Here is a 324-nt window from a genome sequence, read left to right on the forward strand (position 1 = left end):
CTTTTGCCTTTTAAATAATCTTCAAATATTCTTTTAACTATTTCTGCTTCTTTAGGATTTATAACTAAATCGCCGTATTCATCCTTGTCATAACCTAAAAATCTTGTGGTATTTATAATCAGCTTTCCTCGTTCAAACTTCTTCTTTACCCTCCATTTTAAGCTGTCGCTGACATTTTTGCTTTCTTCCTGTGCAAAAGAAGAGAGGACGGTTAGCATAAGCTCTCCATCCCCTGATAAAGTTTTGATATTTTCTTTTTCAAATATTATTTCTACATTAATATATTTTTGGTTCTCTTCCGCTCCTAAGCATACATACTTATTA

At 31.8% G+C, this 324-nt stretch carries 1 protein-coding gene; it reads right to left on the reverse strand.

Annotated features, from left to right (window positions below):
- Positions 1-324, reverse strand: a 324-nt coding sequence (locus EGD97_RS12325; protein ID WP_164850229.1) for a recombinase family protein, incomplete at both ends; no start/stop codon positions are given.

Origin of the sequence: Clostridium prolinivorans (assembly GCF_004011155.1) — a bacterium.
GTDB lineage: Bacteria > Bacillota > Clostridia > Clostridiales > Clostridiaceae > Clostridium_AT > Clostridium_AT prolinivorans.